Source organism: Vibrio sp. CyArs1 (genome assembly GCF_022432925.1).
Lineage (GTDB): Bacteria > Pseudomonadota > Gammaproteobacteria > Enterobacterales > Vibrionaceae > Vibrio > Vibrio mediterranei.
The window spans coordinates 808887-828812 of record NZ_JAKRBO010000001.1; the positions used below are offsets into that span (position 1 = coordinate 808887).

Consider the following 19926-nt stretch of genomic DNA (forward strand, 5'->3'; position numbering starts at 1 on the left):
ACCTGTATAGGAATGACCATGGACAGACTCTAGAATCTCCGAGCTGTACCTAGGCGCTTCAATTGAATGTTCTTAGTATGAATCGAACAACATACCAAAGAACACTTCGCGGGACTCAGGACTGCTGTCTCTATGAGTATGATATTCAACGTGAGATTTTATGTTCGCGGAAGGAGAAAGCTTGATGCTCCAAAGTGATTTAACTTGATTCGGAATTATAGAATATCGAACGTCGATGACTCGTGTCTTGTCATCAGGATCTTGTGCAACATATCCGTTAGAAAACCATCGAAAGCGTTCGATATCGATAGCTTGTTGTGAGTTAGGATCGAGCCAAGGAAAATCTCTATTCACATCAAGTTTAGGTACGGATTGTCCAGGGTATGTTTTCACTGTACTTCCTACTCTAACTGCATCGACATAATATCGTTCGCTGGTTTCGTAGACTACTTTCCACAGTAATATGTTAGCAAAGCTCGGCTTGGCCTCTAGTTTAATCGGGGTATGCTGTCTTTCGTTAGCCAATTGCCAACCAGCTGCTTCCGCTCGGTCTCTTTGAATCATGCCTATCGTTGGGTACATAACAGCCCACAAAAAAGCCAATCGGGCTAACCATGTTTTACGCTTAAACGTTGCCAAAACGACCAGTATCAAAATAGGTAGCGTATAGATAGGATCAATGACCGAAACCGTGCTCCATGCATAACGCTCATTAGTAAACGGCCACAACAATTGAGTTCCATAACTAGTGCAAGAGTCTAATAATGCATGAGTGCTATAACCTAACGTGCAGTAAAGCCAACTTTGTTTAAAGGAAAGTCCATGTCTTTTCGCAACCAAAGGATGTAGCACCCACGCACAAATTAAGCTACCAATAGGGATGAAAAACAATGAATGTGTGAATTGGCGATGAAACTCTAAGAACAACAAAGGATCATCATGCGAACGAATAAGCACATCTAAGTCAGGGGACATTCCCGCGAGCAGACCCAATATACCAGCAACGACTATTTGTTTTTTTCTACTTAATGATTGAGACAAAGAGGCACCTAGCACTCCTTGGGATAATGGATCCATGATTAACTCATTGATTGCATTCAGCTCATGTATACAGCATAGATGCTGATTAGCTAGAAAATCGAGTGACTAGTGGTTTTTTTTATTTTATTGTCACTAACGAGGACACTGAGAAGAGTCCTTTTGATGCGGAAGCCACCATAATTAATCTGCTCTAAATATTCAAAGCTAAATCGCTTTGCAACAAACCTATGATTTTTCGGCTGAAACCTTACCATCTCGGCCAAAAAGGGTTATACATAACCTTATATAAGTCTAATAAATGAAAAAGTTATGACACTTAAGGAAATCCTCCAAGTTCGCAATGTGCGCTACTTCTTAATGTTTCGAAGCAGCTATTTTGCGCGTTTTTATTATCCTGTTTTCACCCTGCTCTATCTGGATTACGGGTTAACACTGTCGCAGTTTGCAATGCTCAATGTGATTTGGGCTGCTACCATCGTTCTTGCGGAAGTACCATCAGGAGCCTTTGCCGACACTTTAGGTCGTAAGAAACTTGTCGTCTTATCCTCGATTATCATGTTTGTTGAGATCGCCATGATAGCCTTTGTCCCGACAGGTAATCCGAGTTTGGTATTCGCGGTATTTTTGGTTAACCGGATATTAAGTGGCTTAGCTATGGCCCTTGCTAGCGGTGCCGACGAAGCTTTGGCATACGACACCTTGAAAGAACAAGGTAAGGAAGAGGCGTGGCCTCATGTATTGCAGATTCAAATACGAGTGGCCTCTGCAGTGGGTATCTTCGTTACGCTGATCGGGGCGGCTATGTATGATGTCGATGTCATGGGGTCTGTGTACCAATTGTTTGGATGGACAGCACCAGAGAGCACTCAAGACATTATGCGTATTCCGGTTTACGCCACTTTGATCGTAGCCATGGTCGCCATTTACGCAGCAATCAATATGCAAGAAGATAAAAAAACGATGCCCAAAAGCGGCGATAAGCTAGCAACAACGTTAGCAAGCTTAAACTTGACGCTCAGTACCGGTAAGTGGGTTATGTCTACACCTTATGTATTGTTCATATTGCTCTACTACAGTCTTTTCGAGCACACCTCACGCATGTTTCTCACTATGAATAGTCAATATTATCGCGCTATCGACATTCCTATTATCTACATTGGATTCATTGGCGCTGGCGTGAGTATTTTTAAGATACTCTTTGCAGGACAAAGTCGTCGCTTTGCCGAAAGTCTAGCCCCTAAAAAGTTCATCACAATCATGGGGATAGCGACTATCGCGACCTACTACTTTATCAGTTTAGGTTGGTCGATTTACGGCGTAATTCCAGCACTAGTACTGATCTTTATCATCATGACGATGAACATCTTTATTAGTTACCACCTCAATAGAAAAACTGAATCACACAACCGCGCAACCGTTCTAAGCTTCAAAGGACTGATGTTTAACTTGGGATATGGTTCTATTGGCGTGCTATACGCGTACTACTACAAACTGGTTTCTCAAGGCTACAGCCAAGAGCAAGTTGAGCAAGGTGTCGACTTTATCGCTTCACTCTCCTCGTTCGTCTACTATTTCGCGTTTTTGTTTATCTTGATAAGTGTATGGTTTCATTTAAAGGATAGAAAAAAAGCAATTTTTGAATAACCTACACTACTTTTTCTATAGGCCACCATGCCTACAACCTCGACACGAACTGGCATTCTCTTATGAAAGGAATGCCAGTTTTGCGACTTGTGAGTGTTTGCTTATCTGTTAACCGTAAAGGTGTTGCTAGTAAGACAACATAACCGCTATTATTAACTTTATTATTTTGGTTTATCGAATTAGATAAAGATGAAAAAACACGAAGAACTGGTACAAGATTTAATAAGTAAGATCTGCAATAACGTTATCACTTATAAGCTGCCATCTGAGAGAGAGCTTGTAGATAAGTACCAACTATCACGTTTTTCTGTCAGAAAAGCCCTGTCAAAATTGGAAGCCATTGGCATTGTTAAACCAAAAACGGGTTCTGGTTATTATGTTAACACTTCTATTATCGGCTCTCCCTTAATCTACAATTCAATTACGGAAAACAGCTTCGAGCAAATTTCCTATAAGAAAGTGCAATTGAATAAACGGGTACCGACTATTCATGAGATGCAAGTCTTTACTATTGGAGAGGATGACTATTTATGGCATATCAAAAGGTTACGTCTAATCCAAAATAAAATCACACAGATAGAAGAAACGATCGTTCCGGTACATCTTTTTCCGAAAATGAACGACAGTATTATTGAGAGTTCACTGCAAAAATATGCGTTGTCGTTAGGTTTGAAGATTGACAGTTATCTAACCAACTATAAAGCAATTAACTTATCAACGGAGGATGCCAACATTTTACAATGTAAACGTACCACCGCTGCTATGAATATTACTAATCGCGGTTTTTTAACATCAGGTGAGGCTTTTATTGTTAGCGATGTCATTGATATAAATTATCAATGCACTTATCACACAAAATTCAATAATGAGAGTTTGCTATATCGAGATCAAAACGACCGCTAATTATAGCGGTCGATTTTTCTAAATAGTATTTACACCTTAAGGAGTATGAATACTGCCATCTGGAAGTCGGCTTTGAGTCCACTCATGAGGACGGTATTCTACCGGGAAATCAAGTGCCGCAGCGCGGTTGATTTCTACTCCGATGCCTATGTCTTCTGAAGCATAAAGAAAACCATTTCTAGGTTCAGCTGCATTAGGGAACACTTTTCTTGTGTTTTCTTTGTAATGCACATGCTCTTGAATTGCCGCGTTGTGAAGGTGTACATTTAGGTGAGTATTCACCGCTGCTCCAATTGGTGTCATATCTGGTGGACAGTGCCATGCAATACGAACACCGAAGCTTTCGCATAGATGGCCTAATTTCAACGCAGGAGTGATACCACCGATCTGTGAAACATGGCAACGAATGAAATCAATACGACGATTAACAACGACTGACTTCCACTCTTCTGGGTTATTAAAAAGCTCCCCTAACGCTAGCGATACCGAGGTTTGACTGCGTAGGTTATCCAACCATTCGGTTTGATTTGGCGGCAGAATATCTTCAATGAAATACGGTTGATATTGTTCAACTTGCTTGGCAAATTGCAACGCTTGATTAGGAAACAGCCGTTCATGTACATCATGAAGAATGTGGAATTTACGACCGTACTTTTCACGCAGTAAACGGAACATCTCTAATGTGTTATCCATATACTGGTCTTGGTCGTAGTATGAGCCTTCAGTTGGATTTTCTGTGGTGTGCATATTCTCTGGTACACCGCCATAAAATCCCAATTGGCAACGAATGTGTTTATAACCCTGCTCTAGGAATTGCTCAACTTGCTCATAAAGCCCTTCCATTGTGTCACTCGTTGCATGTGTATACACTTGAATGGCATCTCTAGATTTACCACCAAATAATTGATGTAACGGCATGTTAGCTAATTTGGCTTTAATATCCCAAAGAGCCATATCAACACCAGAAATAGCATTATTAATAACCGGACCATTACGCCAATAGGCATTGACCATCATCATTTGCCAAAGGTCTTCAATATTATTCGCATTCTTACCTAATAACAAAGGCTTAATATATTCATCAACCATAATTTTAACAGCAAGTGGACGCTGTTGGAATGTCGCACATCCATAGCCTGTTACGCCGCTCTCGGTTTCTACAATCACAGTAATTAGATTGTGTCGGTCTGGCTTAGTAATTATACATTCAATGTTGGATATGATATTTTCTTTCACGGCGTAATAGCTCTATGTCAGTGGTTTTATTCTATATAACAGCGAAAAAAACCTTATTTCAAGCGCTAATTTTCGGCAAAAAGTAACTGGTTCGTTATTGCTAAACATTCGCTAAAAAAAACGAACCAATCGACGAATTTTGCTGAAAATTAACAATTTGCCGCACTTAATGTGACGGAAGTCTCTGTTTTTCCGATTGGGGTAAATATGAGTGATGGATATTATGTCCCCAACAAATAACGCAAGCACATAGGGACTCCTTAGATGCAACTTACTGAAACTAATAATGAAGTGAACTTGAATGCTCAAGCATCGAGTAACAAGAATAGCTTTAGCGACAACCTACAAATATTGGTTCAAGCACTTGGCGGCCAAGATAACATCATCAACATTACTCACTGCATGACTCGTCTTCGATTCAAGTTAGCAGATGAGACACTTGCCAAGAAAGAGCAGCTAGAAGCCATTTCTGGGGTCAAAGGGGTGGTTCTTGCTCAAGGTCAGACTCAAGTCGTCATCGGTGTAGATGTAGAAAAGTGGTACAACGCGCTATCAGGTGTTAGCAAAAGCAGTGATGAACCAGTGATTGAAGCTGAAAAAGGTAAGCTGTTCCAAAATGCAATGCGTATCGTTGCGGGCATTTTTGGCCCTGTGGTTCCTGCAATTGCTGGTGCGGGTATGTTGATGGGCCTTCTTTCTGGTTTAATTGCGACCAACGTTATTTCAGAATCTTCAGATACAGTGTACTTCTTGCGTTCGATTTCTACCGCTGTATTCTTCTTCCTACCAATGTTAGTGTCTTTTTCTGCCGCTAAAGTATTTAAAGTGAACGAATACATTGCATTGGCTGTGTCTTCCGCCATGCTTGCGCCTAAACTAGTAGAAAAAGCGGCGTTACTCAAAGACGCTGGTAGCGTTCCGGAGCTGACTGTACTTGGTGTGGTACCAATCGAACTGCTTAACTATGGCGGCGCAATCGTACCTGCTATCTTAGCGGTTTGGGTACTTTCAAAAGTGACACCATTTGTTGATCGATTCGTCCCTTCATCCGCCAAGCCAGTATTTACTCCCCTACTCGCCTTCACGGTCACTTCAACTATCGTATTGTCCCTGGTTGCCCCAGCTGGCATGTGGTTAAGTAATGGCGCAGGTTGGGTGGTAAGCTCGCTATTAGAAATCTCTCCAACACTGACTGGCTTTGTATTTGGTTTAACTCGCCCAATCACCATCGTATTTGGTATTCACCACAGCATGACGCCAATCAGCTTGAATAACTTCGCGCTGTATGGAAAAGACTTGCTTATGCCAATAATGTGCTTGGGTAACCTCGCTATCGCGGGTGCTACGATGGCGGTATGGTATAAACAGCGTAAGAACGTTTCAAAAGAACAGTCTTCTGTTACCGTAGGTTCTGGTATCACTGCAATTCTTGGTATCACTGAGCCTGCACTCTTTGGTGTGTTGACTAAATACACTAAAGCACTGTTCATGGCGAGCCTAGCAGCAGGTATTGTTGGTGCGATCTCAGTAACTATCGACACGCATCTAACGAGCTACATTTTGTCTTCAGTATTTAGTTTGCCTGCATACCTAGCAAGCGGTACTCAAAACTTCATTCAAGCGGTTCTTGGCGTGATTGGTGTGTTTGCATTGGCATTTGCGTTGACGTTTATGTTTGTCAACGTTGATGACAAATAAAACGACTTATTAATCAAAAGGCTCATAGTAGTAATGCTATGAGCCTTTTTCTTTATCTAAACATAGCCAAGTCAGCTTTGTCTTCCTGAGAACGCTTTCACCTAGGTCGCGAATAACAATTTGAGTCACATTAGGCTAGCTCTTAAAGCGTCACTTTATCCGATGTTGCTAATGGGTGTGGCTTCGACATTATTGGTAGCATAGTGGTGACAGAAAAAGCTTCTGCGAGATAGTTAGTGAGCCACTGTTCTTTTAGGTTTTAACTGCTATCACTTACATTCAGCTCAAGCGACTAAACGTCACAGTAGACAATTAGTCTCCCGAAGCGCCATCTACTCTGTTAAACGTAGGTGGCGTCAAAATTCATTACGCTAGTTTATATAATCATCTCATCATCTCCACCTCTAAACTAGGTAACATAACCTTATGTTATCAAATACCTTTTTCTTAGTTGAATAACACTTAATCCACTATTAACGAACGCTATTTGTTCAACTCTAACGACAGAAATACTATTAGAAAAAACAGTTAGAGAGACCATTATGAACATCAAAAGCAGCCTTTTCATTTTATTTACTGCCATCTATTCAGCGACGTCGTTCGCTAACGTTATTGTCGATACCAAAGGTGTCGATATGGAAAAATACAACGCTGATATGTACGAATGCCAACAACTATCGACCCAGGTTCAAAGCAATCAAGTCGATAGTTTAGGTCGCGACGTTGTGGGAAGCACAGCCCGCACTGCAGCATTAGGCGCAGCAGGTACAGCCATTGCCGGCGGCCACGGTTCTAAAGGCGCCAAAGTTGGTGCAGGGGTTGGTCTGGTAGGTGGCTTACTCCACCACCGTGCTGAAGCACAATACAGTGAAGCCAAATATCAACACGATGTTGATAGTGTCATGAAACAGTGCATGGTTGGCCGCGGCTACAACGTTTTAAACTAAGGGGGAGACTATGAACCTCACTCTAGATTATGCATCACTGGCGATTTTGTTTGTTGTGCTTCTAATCCTGATCTATGGATTGATCATTTTGCACGATATTCCTTATGAGATTGCCAAAAAACGTAATCATCCACATGCCGATGCGATTCATGTTGCTGGTTGGATTAGTTTGTTTTTCCTCCATGTTATGTGGCCTGTGCTTTGGGTATGGGCAACCATGTATGACGGTGATAAACAACAGTGGTTAGGGGCTCGTTCAGCCCATTCCGATAAACAATATCAAGCATTAGTTGAACGCATTGATGCTCTTGAAAAATCAATCAAGGAGTAACGAAATGGAAACGCTCATCATCCTGAGTTACGCAGCACTTTGCGTTATTGTATTTAAAGCTTTTAAAGTGCCTAAAAATAAATGGACGCTAACAACGGCCAGCGTTATTGGGTTATTTATCGTAGGTTGGATCTTTCTCTATATGGCGATGTATCAACCGGTTTCTCGTATGGCTCGTTTATACAGCGTCACGACTCCTATCACATCACAAGTAGAGGGGTTAATTACCGATGTCTATGTGAAAGGCAACCAACAGGTGAAAGCTGGTGATCCACTTTATCAAATCGATAAAACGCCTTTCCAAGATAAAGTGAGCCGTATAGAAAGCGACATTCAACGAACATCTTCTGCCATTGAATTTTATGAATCAGAATTGGTTCGTTACCAGAAACTCGGTAAGAAAGGGTTTTCATCGCAAGAGAATATCGACAATATCGAAACTCAATTGTTGGAACAAAAAGCCAACCAAAGCAAATATCAATCTCAGTTAGAGTTAGCGAAATTTAACTTAGCGAAAACTACTGTAAAAGCGCCTACTGATGGCTACGTAACTCAAGTGGCACTTCGCCCAGGCATGAAAAGCCGTATTGTTCCATTTCAAGGTAATCTAACGTTCGTACATAAAGAAGACAAACAACTATTTGCTGCGTTTAAACAAGCGCCTGCGCGCTATATTAAAGCTGGTTATCCGGCAGAAGTGACCTTTAATACTATTCCAGGTCACGCGTATAAAGCCCATGTGGTACAGGTAAACGATATATTTGCTCAAGGTGCAATCACTCCATCTGGCATCATGAAGTATCCAGAACAGATACCTCATAACGGTAGGATCTTAGTAAAAGTTGAATTGGACAACCCGTCACTTTTGCAAGGTATGCCAATACCTTCAGGCACTGATGCTCATGTTGCGGTTTATTCACCTAAATGGGAGATGTTCAGTATTGTCCGTAAAGTGATTTTAAGAATGCAAAGTTGGCAGAACTGGTTATTTGAAGGTTAACTTTATTATTCAGGGACATATATACCCGACACGACTTCAATCACAAAGAGAGGGCTGTTTTCAGCCCTTCATAATTACATAGAAGGGCGACTTAATGGCACTTTCAACCAAACAGCAAGGCGTAGCCAAAGGCATGGGGCTGGCTTTGTTCCTTTCATTGGCATCCATAGGCTATGCGATTTATTCAAACCCATTGAGTTTTGATGACAATACAAATCGCTTCGAAGTTCTGTCTTACTCGTTTATTCTACCAACGTTATTTCTACTCATATCCATTGGGCGACTAGCTAAACATCGTTTTTTTAGCGCAGAAGATATTGATGGTAGTGGCCTCACTCAAGGCTCACAACAAGCACGTATCTTACAGAGCATCATACAGAACACCCTTGAACAACTTGTCATAGCACTGCCCATCTACTTTGCATGGAGTACACTGGCGCCCAGCCTTTGGCTTTCTGCGGTTCCAATATGCTCAGCTCTTTTCCTTTTAGGCCGAGTCCTGTTTGCAATTGGCTATAAGCACGGAGCACCAGCACGCTCATTTGGCTTCGCACTAACCTTTTATTCGTCAGCAGTGTTATTGCTAGCCTTACTCACTGCCGTCATTTTCTAACTACTTTTCGTCAGCATTCACACCAAAAAGCGACCACTATTGGGTCGCTATCTAATTGAGATCTTGTAAAGTTGCTTTACTGTCTACAGGTCAAGCGATGACACTATCGCTTGCCGAAACCACTCATGTCCTTTGTCGTTTTTTTGGGACTGATGCCACGTCATGTAAACCGGAACTTTCTGAGTTTCAAATGGTATTGGAAAGACATTTAGTCCGAGAGACTCTGCAAGCTGCTCCGCTTGCCATTGACCACTGACAGCAAGCCAATCTGTTTGTGCAGCCATAACCAACGCCGTCGCACCAGAGCCCGTGGAATATGCGACTTGTCGTGGCGGAAGCGCGACGTCAATCGCTACAGAGTCCAGTGTATTGGTATTAAGACGTTGAGTTTTCCAAGTAATGTGGCTTTCTCTAAGAAAATCCTCCATCGTCAATTCACTTTGTATCCTTGGATGATCTTTACTTACGGTAACCACCAACTCTTGATCAAAGAGTACCTCATTGTGGTAGCCCCTATCCTCTAATGGCACCGTCGCTAATATTACGTCCACACGACGACGCCTCAGGTCGTCGTGTCGGTCTTGCTCATTCAAATGTTCAATGTCTGCCTGTATGGTGACATTCGGTGCATGCACATTTTTATAGCGAACCAAAGGGGGGACAACGATTAGGTCGATGTCTTTATGGCTAGAAATGCGAAAGGTACGTTGGCTTAACTCAGGATCAAAGTCTTGACGTGATTTGGACCCATTCAGCAACAGGCTAAGCGGCTCTTGAATCTCGTTGTGAAGCTCAATAGCAAAATTAGTAGGTACGATACCTCTTCCCTGACGAATAAATAGCGGGTCTTGATATTCATCTCTAAGCCTATTTAGCGCATGACTGACCGCTGGAGCAGTGATGTTGAGAACTTCGGCCGCTTCGTTCACACTTTTCGACTTAATAACCGCGTCAAAGGTTTTAAGGAGATTTAGATCCATTATTTCCGCTCTATCTGTCTGATTCGCCTAAATTAAACATAGTCCATTCAAATCAAATTACGAATGACTAATTGCGGAAACAAAAAGACAGCTATTAGTTATAGCTGTCTTTACACGTCGTGAGTCAATGATTTCTGTTTATTTGAAGTCAGCATTATGGTGTGGACTGAGGGCTTTTTTCTACTCTATACAAGGTGTCTTCTAACAACGCGATGGTTTCCTTATCGAGCTCTGTCGCCTCATCAAAAAGCCTTACGTATTCCATATTTTCTTCACTTTTTGCTTCCAAAGAAAAGCTAGGATAAAGGTTTAACGAAGAAAGGTAGAGGTCATCAATGACGTTCATGAAAGACTTCGACAAACTTGTCGGCTCATCTGATATACCCATTAATAGTTGCGCGAACTTGCCTGCTACAGCCTGTTGGCGGTTAATTAGCTCTTTCAAATGAGTCAGTTCTTTATTGGAAGAATCACTTTGCACTAGTTTACTTTCGATGGTACTCAAGCATTGAGCCAATGATGATTTTTGTGCTAGTGACAAATCCAAGTAATGCCCAAGTCGATCATAAGTGACATTGCGCATTGGGAAACCACAACATTGTAGCTCTCCGCGACTTTTGCTGGTAAGCATGACACGTTGACGACAACGACCACACTCCAATAGGTCATAGGTTAAGTTATGGCTACTCATCGTGCTCCACCTCCAATGAATGATCTCTAAGCTCTCTTTTTACTTTCGTTTTTTGTTTCTGAAGTTTATGCGTCATAGCAGAAAATGCTTCAGCCGCAACATGGTAGAACTCATCACCAGAGTGTTTAACGAAACACCATTGATGCTCAGCGTGAACTTTAAGCTCAACATCATATTGCCCATAAGAGCGGTGGTGGATTATCGAGACGAAAATCTCCGTTGCCTGTGGGTGCACTGCGAATAAATGGTCCGCTTTGGTGACACAATGTGAACGCATGCTTTCCGATAAAACAATGCTTTGTGTGTTAAAATGAATGTTCATGATACTTACCTTTTAAGCGTTGGTTTAATAATAATTACGGTGTTATTTGGATCCTAAAGTCCGGTACCCACTTGAAAATAGAGCGCATTGTCTTCTTCACTTTTCGCGACATCTATTCCTACTTTTAAGCCGTAACGACGAGCGATCAAATAACGAAAGCCCACTCCGTAGGCGTAGTGATTTCCGTCACTAAATAGCTCATTAGTCGCATCGGTAGCAGAACCAACCCCGGCAAATACCGAACTCGACCAGCGGTTTGTGAAGCTATAAGTGACCTGTGATTCGATTGAAGCTGTCGAAGTGCCTTGATATCGATTTCTAGCAATACCTCTAAGCTCGATATCAGGGTACGCCGGAGGAGGCAGCAACCTCTCATCCGTCGATAGAGTGTTGTACTTACCCGTCAACGCCACATTCCATTTTTGACTAACGGGGAAATATTGTGTGCCTTCTGCGGCAAATGTTTGAAAGTCGTAGTCACTACCAAGGTGCTCACTGAATACCATGTATTCCGCTTTATAATCTCCACCTGCCGTTGGATATAAGAAGTTGTTTTTGGTGTCATATTCAGCAATCGCCCCCAGACCTGATACCGTCGGCGTCATATTCAACCACCGATTAGCCACCTGATTCGCTTTGCTTGGCTCCACAATACTCAGTTCTGGGGAAACGAACTTTTGACTCACACCAAGTAAGACGGGTGATTTACCCACTCGAAACTGCAACTTCTGGATAACACCATATCCATTCATGCCCATTTCAAAACCTGATGCGTCATCTTTCGCAAACGGAGCATAGAAATTCATATGAATGTCACCATAAAAGGCGCCGCCTAAATAGCGAATGCTGTCTTTGTTCCAGGTATGCCTATGACCGATAAAACCCGCCCACGTGCCATTTTGAGTACCAAACGCCCCTGCAACGGTAATCGCTGGAGTAAGGAGCTTGGCTCCACCATCAAGTGAGTTTAGGGCTAATTCTTTACGCTTCTTTTTTTGAGCATCAGATTCATGCAAGAATACTCCCATCATTCCACCGCCATACCCCACCGCAGGTTCAGTGATCAGAATGGGCACAGGGAGGAAGCCATACGCGTTTTCCGCTAAGTAGTCTCCCATGTCCAACTGACCATCAATTGGGTCTGTGAAAGATGTAGCTTGAGCACTAGTCCCAATTAGCGTTAGTGAGAGTAAAAATAAAGAATTAGCGAGTTTCATTGGAGCCTACTTAAACAATCTTCTTAACTTACTTAGTGGACGTTCTCAAAACGACTCGACTAAAACTGATAGTTGAACTCGACACGTTGATCACCATCGAAATAGGATTGATCGTGCGTCCAGTTAGCAAAGTAACGAACGTTAAAACGTGGAGTGAACTGGTAAGAAACTACAAACTCATTAGTAAAAACAGAACCTGCATCCGTCCAAGCTTGCGAGCCCGCTAAAGGCGTGACCCACATTGGGTTGTAGTTAACCCACAACTTGTCTGTAATTGAATATTTGCTATAGCCACCAACAACGGCATAGACGCCAGGTAAGGTATATCCGATGTATTGGTCGTCTGGGTTCACTTGGCCTGAAGATACCTGTTCAACTTTATCACCAGTAAACTTGCCGTTTTTGACCTGAACGCCGACACCAGCTAATGGATAAAGTTGTAACCCACCCCATTTAGGTAGCGCTTGGATAAAACTATAAGAGGTGTTCAATGCTTCTTGTTCGACGTTGTAATTCAAATCAATTTGTCGACCAAGACCGTTTGTCGTGTTAATGGTGAAATTACGGAAACGAACTGAGTCGACAGAATCATCGCGTTCTGAAGTACCAGACCAACCTAATGAGCTACCGGCAAAGCCTTTAATCTCCAATACGTTCATAGCCATCGTGTCGTCATTCCCGGTGTCATAAGCTCGACCGATTTTTACGTTTAAGCCTTTATCCGTCAGCCCTGCTCCCGCTTGTGTGTACACTGCTAAAGGGTCAGACATGTCTTGTACACCATCGCTTGCGTTAGCAGCGACCGCGTTTGAAACAAAGCCAGACATTAGCGTTGTCATAACAAGGGTGGAAAGAAGGTTTTTTGATTTCATCGGATAAATTCTCGTAGTGATTAACTGTTGATGAGAATCTTAAGGATTAGCCGATATATGATCGATGGAGGAGAGTTTAATAGTGGATTTAGTCTGGTTTAATCAATATTAAAATCAACTAAAACAACTTACTATCAGCGCTTTAGCTTTGTAACATTTGGAAGGATTACAAATGATTATTATCGTCTGATGCAGGAAGTACATCCACGACAAGCTGAACGAGTATGTGGATCGAGTCGTCCCCTTTGAACTTTGCAGTAGGCATTGCGAAGGACTCGTCTTGCGGCAAACCAGTCTTCTGGCTTTTGCATAATCAAGTAGCCATTGAACCGTTTTAATAAAGGTAAGCGATACTCTTCGACAAATTTACTGTCAAACTCAACCTCAAAGTACTCGAACACCTGCTCGATAGCGGTAAATTCGGTAAGCTTGCTTTGAATGTCAGTGAAACTCATCGGTCCTAGGTCTACAAAAATTAATACAAATGAACAGGCAAAGGATTGTACTAAAGCTGCGTTTGGTTGTCACAAAAGTAAAAAAGCCCAAAGCACTTCTCGGCGCTTTGGGCTTAAATACAACAAATAACAATTACGCGTGGTACTCTGGGTAATCTAATAGGCCCACTTCGTTACCACCAAACAAAGTATTTGGATTATGCTCTGCTAGCGGATAACCGTGTTCTAGGCGACTCGGTAAGTCAGGGTTGGCGATAAACGGACGACCAAAACCTACCATATCAGTAATACCGTCAGACAGTGCTTTTTCGGCTTTCTCTTGGTTGTAGCGACCAGCGTAAATGATCATACCTTGGTACGCTTCTCTTACTGCGGTTTTAAATTCCGCTGGTGTGTCTGGGGCATCATCCCAATCGACTTCTGCAATGTGCATATAGACTACGTGGTGTTTTTCCAATACGCGAGCCGCAGCAGTGTAAGTATCAATTGGCGTTTTATCGACTGTGCCGTTAAGTGAAGTAAATGGCGCAAGACGAACACCTACTTTGTCGGCACCAATCGCATCTACGACAGCTGCGACGACTTCATCTAAAAAGCGAAGACGATTTTCGATTGGACCACCGTATTCGTCATCACGGTTGTTTGCTTCAGAGTCAATAAATTGGTTGATTAAATAGCCGTTTGCACCATGCAATTCGATACCATCAAAACCAGCCTCGATCGCATTCAGTGCTGCTTGACGGTATTGACCAACGACTTCTTGAATATCTTCTTTTGTCATCGCACGAGGCTCGACCACATCAACAAAGCCAGGTTCGTTCGAGCCATTATCCACAAATACTTTTACGTTTTCAGCTTTTAGAGCCGAAGATGAGATAGGCTGCTTGCCACCAATATTGTCTGGATGCGTGACACGACCAACGTGCCAAAGCTGAGCAAAGATAGCTCCGTCTTTTGCGTGTACGGCATCAGTGACTTTTTTCCAACCCGCGATTTGCTCGTCTGAATAAATACCAGGAGTCCAAGCATAACCTTGTCCCATTGGTGAAATTTGTGTGCCTTCGGCAACGATTAAACCAGCAGACGCGCGCTGTGCGTAGTATTCGGCCATCATATCGTTAGCAGAGTTACCAGGTTGAGTCGCACGAGAGCGAGTCATAGGTGGCATTACGATGCGGTTTTTTAGTGTTAATGAACCAAGCTGAATTGGTTGAAACATTGAATCTGTCATTGTGATACCCCTATTTGCTCGTTTGAATAAGCTCAATTGAATAGCCGTCTGGATCTTTAACAAAAGCGATGTGCGTTTCGCCACCTTTCATAGGACCCGGAGCGCGAGTAATGTTGCCACCAAGTTGCTCAATGCGCTCACACGCTGCATAAATGTTCTCACAACCAATCGCAATATGTCCCCAGGCGTTACCTTGGTCATAGTTGTCTGTATCCCAGTTGTAAGTTAACTCAATAGTCGAACCTGCATCTTGACCTTCGTAGCCCACGAAGACTAGCGTATAGCGATACTCTTCATTTTCGAAACGATCCAACATTTTCATACCAAGCACTTCAGAATAAAACTTGATGGACTTTTCTAAGTCCACTACTCGAATCATGGTGTGTAAAACTTTCATGTAACCCCTCGGCAGAACTCTTGTCAGCGCAGTAAAACAGACCAACAACGTTATATGGTTATTTCCAACTGACGCTAGAGTAAGGCAAATGGGAAAGTAGGTGAAATTATCTAATATTATAATTTTGATAATTTTTTGGAATGATTAATGGGAGAGAAAAAGTGAGAAAAGAAAGTGGCCTTGCACATTAGCAAGGCCACTTTATCTTGGTTATTTCAAATCAAAACGGTCAGCATTCATTACCTTAGTCCACGCAGCAACAAAGTCGGTAACAAACTTTTCTTTGTTATCATCTTGCGCATAGACCTCAGCATACGCTCTTAGTATCGAGTTAGAACCGAATACAAGGTCAGCACGCGTCGCAGTCCATTTCACGACATCATTAGAACGATGCACGATATCATAGGAATTTCGGCCTGTTGGCTTCCACTGATAGTTCATGTCTGTAAGATTAACGAAGAAGTCGTTGCTCAACACTCCAACACGCTCAGTGAAGACACCGTGGGCACTGCCGTTATAGTTAGTCCCTAACACACGCATCCCACCGATGAGAACTGTCATCTCTGGTGCGGTTAGCCCCATCAATTGAGCGCGGTCTAACAACATCTCTTCCGGTGTTGCAGCATAATGCTGTTTTTGCCAGTTTCGGAAACCATCTGCAACAGGTTCTAGAACTTCAAAAGATTCGACGTCAGTTTGCTCTATGGTTGCGTCACCTCGACCTGGAGCGAAGGGTACGTTCACATTAAACCCAGCAAGTTTTGCTGCTTGCTCTACACCCACATTACCCGCTAACACAATCACATCAGCAACACTTGCGCCAGTATCGACAGCGATACGCTCAAGAACAGGCAAAACCTTATTCAGTTTCTCTGGTTCATTTCCTAACCAGGTACGCTGTGGCTCTAGACGGATTCGAGCCCCATTAGCCCCGCCACGTTTATCTGACTGGCGATATGTACGTGCACTATCCCAAGCCGTTGTAATCATTTCCGTTGCACTTAAATCTGACGCTAAGATTTTTTCTTTTACGTCTTCAATATCATAATCCGTTGAACCTGCAGGAACAGGATCTTGCCAAATTAGTGCTTCAGTTGGCGCTTCTGGACCAATGTAAACTGATGATGGTCCCATATCACGGTGGAGTAACTTAAACCAAGCGCGAGCGAACACCTCTGAGAACTGCTCTGGATTATTGTAAAAGCGTTCAGAGATCTTACGATATTCTGGGTCCACTTTTAGTGCCATATCGGCATCAGTCATCATAGGGTTGTATCGGATGCTTGCATCTTCTACGTCTACCGGCTTGTTTACCTCATCAATCGCAACAGGTTCCCATTGCCATGCGCCTGCTGGGCTCTTAGTCAATTGCCACTCATGTGATAACAACATCTCGAAGAAACCGTTATCCCACTGAGTTGGATGTGTAGTCCAAGCGCCTTCAATACCACTGGTGACTGTGTTGCGGCCGATACCACGCGACTGATGGTTGTTCCAACCTAAACCTTGTTCGGAGATATCCGCTCCTTCTGGAGATTCACCAAGCTCGGCAGCGTTACCGTTACCATGTGCTTTACCAACTGTGTGACCACCAGCCGTCAACGCCACGGTTTCTTCGTCATTCATTCCCATTCGAGCAAAAGTAACTCGCATATCCTGAGCGGTTTTGAGTGGATCTGGTTGACCATCAACACCTTCAGGGTTCACGTAGATAAGACCCATCATGACCGCTGCTAATGGGTTTTCTAAATCTCTATCACCAGAATATCGACTGTTTTCACCTTTACTGTCTTGAAGCCATTCTTTTTCAGCGCCCCAGTAAATATCTTTCTCTGGCGACCAGATATCTTCACGACCAAATGCGAAACCGTAGGTTTTTAAGCCCATCGATTCGTAAGCAATATTACCCGCATAAACGATAAGATCAGCCCAGCTAATTTTGTTGCCATACTTTTGCTTAATTGGCCAAAGAAGGCGACGTGCTTTATCTAAGTTTGCGTTATCTGGCCAAGAGTTTAGGGGGGCAAATCTTTGGTTACCCGTACTCGCACCACCTCGGCCATCGCCAATTCGATAAGAACCGGCTGAATGCCATGCCATGCGAATCATTAAACCGCCGTAATGGCCCCAGTCAGCCGGCCACCATTCTTGGCTATCGGTCATTAATGCTGTTACGTCTTGCTTCAATGCGTCAAAATCCAGCGTTTTTACCGCTTCACGATAATCAAACGCTTGTCCTAGAGGATTCGTTTTAGCATCGTGCTGATGCAAAATATCTAAGTTAAGTGCGTTGGGCCACCATGCAACATTAGAACCTTCTGAAGAGGTAACTGCTCCATGCATAACCGGACATTTGCCAGTAGTTGTATTTTCTTGCTTCATAATATTTCACCGATTTTATTTATTACTTTTAACGATTACGACAAGCACACTATTTTTAAATAAGCGAAGCCAAGCATTTACCCAGCTTCAACTATGGATTTATTAGTAATTAATATTTCATTACACCGAATTCAATCAAATATTAACTACCTAAATATAAACAATGTGACCATCCATTTATTAGTAGAGGTTTGAGTTACACCGCTATAATATAGTCACTATCATAATCCCAGTGACCATAGACTTCCGTTTCAAATCTTTTCCGTTCGTTGTTGTCGTCAGTTAAACGTCCAACGCTTTTTCGATTGTTATGCTCGAACGTGCCTTGGTTGTAGTTCTCCGTCCGAACAACACTCTTAACTCCAAATGAGCTAAAAACCATATCACTATAAGGGTTCGCTTTCATGAAACACCTCCTTTGCCGTTACTAAGCAAACTATAGTGCGCTCCAGCCGTTTACACCATTGGGCTTATCCTATTTCTAGGATAGGGAAAACCTATCGATGCGTTAACTACTAAAGTTATATTCAATATAAGTAGATTTTTTAAAAATGAAATATAAAAAGGTAGATAAGAATCTTGCACGTTTTAAAGCAAAACATGCAAGACTATTGGGAGAGTGGTGAAGATAACTAAAATACGCTATTAGCTTATTGCTAATAAAGATTAATTACTCTTTTTTAGAAGGAATAAATGGTAGCCAAACTCATCAGAATATTGAGTACAAATATGGACTTCGTGTTGAATATCTTTCCATGCGGGTTTATTGGACATTTCGGACGTCATTTCAACAACTCGTTCACCCAATGGACCATAATAGTTCATCCACCCAGATTGACTCAGCGCGAAGTTATCGATCACTTCATAACCTGCCTTTTTCATTTGCGCTAACCGTGTCTCAACAAGTTGAATGTCTGGGTATTCATGGCTCCAAAACTGTTTCGATTCGTCACTCGGTGATGTCGTTTTCCATACCATGTCGCTCACCATCAGATAGCCCTCTTGTTTCAACAAAGGTTTCCAATCCATTAGAGCCTTTTCGATTCCCATGATGTAAGCGCTTCCTTCTGCCCAGATCAATTCAAAGCTCTGTTTGTCGAATGGTAGCTCGGTCATGCTCGCAGTAACTGTCTTGAGCCTGTCTTGCCACCCTTGCTCAGCAAAACGTTCAGAAAGACGTTCGAGCGCTGTCGACTCATTATCAACAGCAGTGATAACTGCATTACTTTGCTCTGCCAGTACTTTTGTGGCTAGACCTTTACCACAACCAATTTCAAGGATATTTCGTGGCGTCGTCGGTAGTAAATTCAGTGCCTTTGCTGTGTCCTCTTCACTACCTGGCCCCCAGCGTTCTAATGTCTGGAAAACCTTCATAAAATCGGACATGTATTCGTCGTGTTCGTTCATATCTTTTGATAACCATTTCAAGTGCAAGGCGTCTTTTTCGCTAAACCCTTGCTTAATTAACCAATCCAAGTGAGCATCAGGAGCCAGTTTGTCCAAATCACCATGCCAAGCTTTAAGGTCACCTTCCCCAAGTAACGCCGCGAGTAATTGCAACGACTGCTGTTTTTGCTCAATTTCTTGTTGTAGGACTTGCAGTCGGTTCTTGAGTAGCTCTCGATCCACCTTAGCTTCTAAGCAGGCCTTACACTCTTTAAGTGTCAATCCACCTGCCTGCAACTTCTGAATCAAACGGACTCGCTGTACATCTTTATCGCTGTAAACACGATAGCCGTTTTCTAGTCGTCTACCTGAAATCAGCTTTTGCTTTTCATAGTAAAGTAAAGCCGTTCGTGACAAGCCGACCATTGCTGCTAACTCTGAGATTCGATACAAATCCAATGCCTCTATCTGTCTAGATGATTAACCACTTTAAACTATAAAGTTATAGACAGGTCAATGAGGAAAGTGAAGAAAAAAGACGGGAGACACGAACTGTTCACACTGCTGTCCGTGCCTTTGT

20 protein-coding genes are annotated in these 19926 nt (G+C 42.6%); 7 read left to right on the top strand and 13 right to left on the bottom strand.

Annotated elements, in window-relative coordinates; translation table 11 throughout:
* Window positions 1-72 precede the first annotated feature (72 nt).
* A complete protein-coding gene (locus tag MMA19_RS03745) occupies window positions 73-1077 on the bottom strand; it encodes a metal-dependent hydrolase (RefSeq protein ID WP_240205541.1) in 1005 nt (334 codons plus the stop codon).
* Between the two features lie 273 nt (window positions 1078-1350).
* Here MMA19_RS03745 and MMA19_RS03750 point away from each other — a divergent pair, with 273 nt between their 5' ends.
* Both MMA19_RS03750 and MMA19_RS03755 read left to right on the top strand, forming a co-directional pair.
* Window positions 1351-2685 (top strand): MFS transporter, encoded by a 1335-nt coding sequence (locus MMA19_RS03750; protein WP_240205542.1) that lies wholly within the window; start codon window positions 1351-1353, stop codon window positions 2683-2685.
* 189 nt (window positions 2686-2874) lie between these two features.
* Entirely contained in the window at window positions 2875-3588 is a 714-nt protein-coding gene (locus MMA19_RS03755) for a GntR family transcriptional regulator (protein ID WP_171389756.1), read from the top strand.
* Between the two features lie 36 nt (window positions 3589-3624).
* Here the strand turns inward: MMA19_RS03755 and MMA19_RS03760 are convergent, their stop codons facing one another.
* A complete protein-coding gene (locus tag MMA19_RS03760) occupies window positions 3625-4824 on the bottom strand; it encodes an enolase C-terminal domain-like protein (RefSeq protein ID WP_240205543.1) in 1200 nt (399 codons plus the stop codon).
* A 264-nt stretch (window positions 4825-5088) separates the two neighbouring features.
* Here MMA19_RS03760 and MMA19_RS03765 point away from each other — a divergent pair, with 264 nt between their 5' ends.
* The 5 genes from MMA19_RS03765 to MMA19_RS03785 all read left to right on the top strand — a co-directional run bounded on the left by MMA19_RS03765 (window position 5089) and on the right by MMA19_RS03785 (window position 9413).
* Entirely contained in the window at window positions 5089-6522 is a 1434-nt protein-coding gene (locus MMA19_RS03765) for a PTS transporter subunit EIIC (RefSeq protein WP_240205544.1), read from the top strand.
* 542 nt (window positions 6523-7064) lie between these two features.
* Complete coding sequence (locus tag MMA19_RS03770; RefSeq protein WP_006069422.1) at window positions 7065-7469, top strand: glycine zipper family protein; 405 nt, start codon at window positions 7065-7067, stop codon at window positions 7467-7469.
* Window positions 7470-7479: 10 nt separating this feature from the next.
* A complete protein-coding gene (locus tag MMA19_RS03775) occupies window positions 7480-7800 on the top strand; it encodes a DUF3302 domain-containing protein (protein ID WP_038227107.1) in 321 nt (106 codons plus the stop codon).
* A gap of 4 nt (window positions 7801-7804) precedes the next feature.
* Window positions 7805-8800 carry an efflux RND transporter periplasmic adaptor subunit gene (locus MMA19_RS03780; RefSeq protein ID WP_006069420.1) on the top strand — a complete coding sequence of 332 codons (996 nt, stop codon included), beginning with the start codon at window positions 7805-7807 and terminating at the stop codon, window positions 8798-8800.
* Window positions 8801-8894: 94 nt separating this feature from the next.
* The gene (locus tag MMA19_RS03785) at window positions 8895-9413 is read left to right on the top strand and encodes an MAPEG family protein (RefSeq protein WP_006069419.1); all 519 of its coding nucleotides are present in this window, start codon (window positions 8895-8897) and stop codon (window positions 9411-9413) included.
* A gap of 83 nt (window positions 9414-9496) precedes the next feature.
* On the opposite strand, the gene MMA19_RS03790 is transcribed toward MMA19_RS03785, so the two are convergent.
* The 11 genes from MMA19_RS03790 to MMA19_RS03840 form a co-directional block, all read right to left on the bottom strand.
* A complete protein-coding gene (locus MMA19_RS03790; RefSeq protein ID WP_006069418.1) occupies window positions 9497-10393 on the bottom strand; it encodes a LysR substrate-binding domain-containing protein in 897 nt (298 codons plus the stop codon).
* 154 nt (window positions 10394-10547) lie between these two features.
* On the bottom strand, window positions 10548-11084 hold the full coding sequence (locus MMA19_RS03795; protein WP_240205545.1) for a hypothetical protein: 537 nt from the start codon (window positions 11082-11084) through the stop codon (window positions 10548-10550).
* Window positions 11077-11406, bottom strand: coding sequence for an HPF/RaiA family ribosome-associated protein (locus MMA19_RS03800; RefSeq protein WP_006069416.1), 330 nt, complete (start codon window positions 11404-11406; stop codon window positions 11077-11079). Before MMA19_RS03800 ends, MMA19_RS03795 begins: the two co-directional genes overlap by 8 nt.
* A 53-nt stretch (window positions 11407-11459) precedes the next feature.
* Window positions 11460-12623, bottom strand: a complete 1164-nt coding sequence (locus MMA19_RS03805) for a glyceraldehyde-3-phosphate dehydrogenase (RefSeq protein WP_240205546.1) — start codon at window positions 12621-12623, stop codon at window positions 11460-11462.
* Window positions 12624-12682: 59 nt separating this feature from the next.
* On the bottom strand, window positions 12683-13495 hold the full coding sequence (locus MMA19_RS03810) for a hypothetical protein (protein ID WP_031493891.1): 813 nt from the start codon (window positions 13493-13495) through the stop codon (window positions 12683-12685).
* Window positions 13496-13674: 179 nt separating this feature from the next.
* Window positions 13675-13950, bottom strand: coding sequence for a nitrogenase-stabilizing/protective protein NifW (locus MMA19_RS03815; protein ID WP_038227112.1), 276 nt, complete (start codon window positions 13948-13950; stop codon window positions 13675-13677).
* A 133-nt stretch (window positions 13951-14083) separates the two neighbouring features.
* Entirely contained in the window at window positions 14084-15181 is a 1098-nt protein-coding gene (locus MMA19_RS03820) for an alkene reductase (protein ID WP_240205547.1), read from the bottom strand.
* 10 nt (window positions 15182-15191) lie between these two features.
* Window positions 15192-15578 carry a lactoylglutathione lyase gene (gloA, locus tag MMA19_RS03825; RefSeq protein ID WP_240205548.1) on the bottom strand — a complete coding sequence of 129 codons (387 nt, stop codon included), beginning with the start codon at window positions 15576-15578 and terminating at the stop codon, window positions 15192-15194.
* Window positions 15579-15788: 210 nt separating this feature from the next.
* On the bottom strand, window positions 15789-17960 hold the full coding sequence (katG, locus tag MMA19_RS03830) for a catalase/peroxidase HPI (RefSeq protein WP_240205549.1): 2172 nt from the start codon (window positions 17958-17960) through the stop codon (window positions 15789-15791).
* Window positions 17961-18156: 196 nt separating this feature from the next.
* Window positions 18157-18366, bottom strand: a complete 210-nt coding sequence (locus tag MMA19_RS03835) for a hypothetical protein (RefSeq protein ID WP_124941309.1) — start codon at window positions 18364-18366, stop codon at window positions 18157-18159.
* A 260-nt stretch (window positions 18367-18626) separates the two neighbouring features.
* A complete protein-coding gene (locus MMA19_RS03840; protein ID WP_038221671.1) occupies window positions 18627-19799 on the bottom strand; it encodes a MerR family transcriptional regulator in 1173 nt (390 codons plus the stop codon).
* Between the last annotated feature and the right edge of the window lie 127 nt (window positions 19800-19926).